This is a genomic window from uncultured Brachyspira sp., assembly GCF_949287625.1.
GTDB lineage: Bacteria > Spirochaetota > Brachyspiria > Brachyspirales > Brachyspiraceae > Brachyspira.
In genome coordinates this window covers 1-2,985 of the sequence record NZ_CASEGO010000180.1, presented here as the reverse complement: position 1 = coordinate 2,985, position 2,985 = coordinate 1, and the positions used below count along the sequence as shown (strand labels likewise).

4 protein-coding genes are annotated in these 2,985 nt (G+C 27.4%); all 4 read left to right on the top strand.

The genetic code is table 11. The annotated features are described in order from the left end of the window. Window positions 1-861, top strand: an 861-nt coding sequence (locus tag Q1X91_RS15330) for a M23 family metallopeptidase (protein ID WP_300759447.1), incomplete at its 5' end; no start/stop codon positions are given. Window positions 862-876: 15 nt separating this feature from the next. Next, the gene (locus Q1X91_RS15325) at window positions 877-1,392 is read left to right on the top strand and encodes a hypothetical protein (RefSeq protein ID WP_300759445.1); all 516 of its coding nucleotides are present in this window, start codon (window positions 877-879) and stop codon (window positions 1,390-1,392) included. A gap of 1 nt (window position 1,393) precedes the next feature. Further along, window positions 1,394-1,873: a hypothetical protein gene (locus tag Q1X91_RS15320; RefSeq protein WP_300759443.1), complete on the top strand. Its 480-nt coding sequence runs from the start codon at window positions 1,394-1,396 to the stop codon at window positions 1,871-1,873. An 83-nt stretch (window positions 1,874-1,956) separates the two neighbouring features. Next, the coding region (locus Q1X91_RS15315) for a hypothetical protein (RefSeq protein WP_300759441.1) at window positions 1,957-2,985 on the top strand (1,029 nt) is incomplete at its 3' end.

Here is a 2,985-nt window from a genome sequence, read left to right as displayed (position 1 = left end):
TTTAATGACTTTCAAGATTTTATATTAAAACTGAAAGAAATTGCAGATAATAAATATAATAATAAGCTTTATGTTTACCAAAATAAAGTACCAATAAAACTGGAAGTGAAATATAGTAAAGACTGGTGTGACCCATTGGATAAAATGGAAATATGTTTGTTTTCACAAGGTGGGCATTATAAGCCATGGAATGCTACATTTGGAGCTAGACAAGATGGACATAAAGGAGTGGATTTATTTGCAGATATAGGTACATCTGTTTATGCTTGTTTAAATGGTAAAGTTTACTATTTAGAAGGAAGTTCTGAAGGAGCATTAATGCTTGAAGTTACAGAACCAGAAGAAATAGCAATTTTTATGAATAGATATAAAGAATATGAGTGTATTTATAATGGCAGAGAAGAAGGTGCTGTAAAAGAAGTTAATAAAGGTATTAATTTTAGTATGAATCCAACAAAAATAGTATTTCGTTATTTACATCTAAGAAAAAGATTTAAACAAGGTGAGTATGTAAAAAAAGGTGATATAATAGGAGAAAGTGGAGATGAGGGAAAAAATGCAAAAAATACGAAAGGACCACATGTTCATTTTGAAATTATTGATAATTCAATAAATTATGATATATATAGCTTACAGAATCTTAGTAATAAATTTAGGGCTCATATTTCTGCTTTTACTAAAGTATCATATCCTGAAAAAATATTTAATAATGATTTATTATTGCAATGCAAAGAGGTGATAGGTAAAGATACTCTGTTAAGTAATAAAAAATTATTGCGAGATATAGCATCATATTATAGGAAACAAGTAGAATACTTATTAAAAAAATGTGGTAACAATATTCAAGATTATCTTGATTAATATAGGAGAAAAGAAATGAAGAAATTGATGTTATTATTAATGGTATTTATAATACCGCAGTTCTCTTTTGGAGAATTAATATTTAAAGATGCAACAGATTTATGTAAAAACCAAAATTATACTGAATGTGGTTCACCAAAAAGAGCAGTTACTAATACCACTAATTTAAAAGATGCATTTGAAGAATTTGTAAAGTATGTTAATCATTTGCCTTCTATTCCAGCAGGATTAAAAAGTTATCAACAAGGTATTGCAGGGTTACATACTAATAATATTGAAACAAGAACTTTAAGAACATCTATTAATGGTAATAAATATACATTTACAACAGAATTAGAAAGAGTACCTTTTGATAAAGAGATTGGGTTTACTGAGAGTATTGATGCTGCTGTTGAAAATAAATTAAAACAAAAAGTAGGTAAAGCTACAGAAGAATTTACAATAGGACAAAAAGTAGGTAAAGCTGTAGCAGAATTTACAATAAATCAAAAAAATATAGATATAGTTCTATATATATGGGGAGAAAAATAATATGAAAAAAATATATTTTTTAATTTGTGTATTTGTTATTTGTGTAAATATTTTTTATACAAATGAAATTTATGCTCAAGAAAAACCAGATAGTGTTACTAATGAAACTATAGAAGTTGGAAGTAAGACATTAAAATACAGAGAAGAACGTGCTGATAATTATTCGAAGGGAATAATTATTATACCAAGTACCAGCTTAGATAATGCATATAATATTTTAAAAGAATATTATAACACTAATAATCGGCAAGATGTATATTATAAAATAGGACGCTTAGTTGAAATATTTGGTCAGTTAAATCCAGTAAAAAATAACGATAATAATGTTATAGATATGAGTATAGCTACGATACTTATGTATAAAAGTTCTGATAAAGAACTAATCTTTGATATGCAAGATAGTGAAACTGGTTCTCTTTGGTCATATAATATAAAATATGAAGATGGAAAAGCAATTTTAACTATTGTTTATACTGATTAGTATATTCCTTTCCAAGCCTGTAATAATTTAGCAGGCTTGGAGTATAAAATAACTTAACTGTTCTGCTAATGGGGTTGATGTAAATGCAGGCAAAAAAGCAAACAAGAATAAAAGATATATTAGAAAATAGTGCCAAATATGATACATTATTAGGTTTTGATACAACGGCATTATTAAGGGAAATGGAGTATAATCTATTTCCATTATCAGAATCTGATTTAGTAGCTATAGAAAATGAAAAATCCTATACAGGTTATTATGCTTTTAATGTTCCTATCCCTGCAGAATTAATAAAAGAAGTTATTTCTACAGCAAAAAAGTCAGATAATTATTTATCTCGTTTAGTGCTGAAATATCCATATATTCAGTTAATAGTAGAATACTGGATAATTAATCAGCTTTATGAATTATATTTTGATAATCCTAAATTAATAGGAGCATCAGTTTTAAATAAAAGCTATCAATCTTTTAATCAATATTTAAGTTATCATTATCTTCCATTTGAAGAATATGGCAGTAACCATGAGAAAGTAAGTGACTATGGATATACAGCAACCTTTGAATCAATGGCAAAACTTATACAGCAGTCAGACGGGGAACTTTATAGAACATTATCTTTTAAACCAGAATCGGAGTTTAAAGATACAAGCAGAAATATAGTATATGATATAAAAAACTGGAATACTGCTGTAAATAAGTTATACAGAGAAACAGATTTTACACTGTACGATTTCATTTATGATTTATTTTATAGTGGAATATGTAAGGCACTTCGGGCATCATTTCAATCAGATATGATTACAAAACTGCTTCCTTTAGCTAAACTTCAAAATAATATGTTTAAGTATAAAGAAATAAGGTTTGACGCAATGTATGGCAGGCATAATGAACGGGAGCTTTTTCCTAATATAAATAGAAAAGTAACTCGTCTTGAATTTGTATGTCCAAAACTGCAGGCAGAAGAATGTTTAATAGTAAAAAGTACACCAAATCAGTTTATGTATGCAAAAAGAGAAAGAAACTATAATTTTCAAAATGATTATTATAATCCTAAACTTGGTATAGTGTATGATGAACTTTGGGAAATCTGCGGCAGGTCCATAGAACAGGCA

What these genes read in the sequence shown, in the direction of transcription:
- Q1X91_RS15320 (WP_300759443.1), top strand. Translation starts at nt 1,394, where the DNA reads ATGAAAAAAATATATTTTTTAATTTGTGTATTTGTTATTTGTGTAAAT.
- Q1X91_RS15325 (WP_300759445.1), top strand. Translation starts at nt 877, where the DNA reads ATGAAGAAATTGATGTTATTATTAATGGTATTTATAATACCGCAGTTC.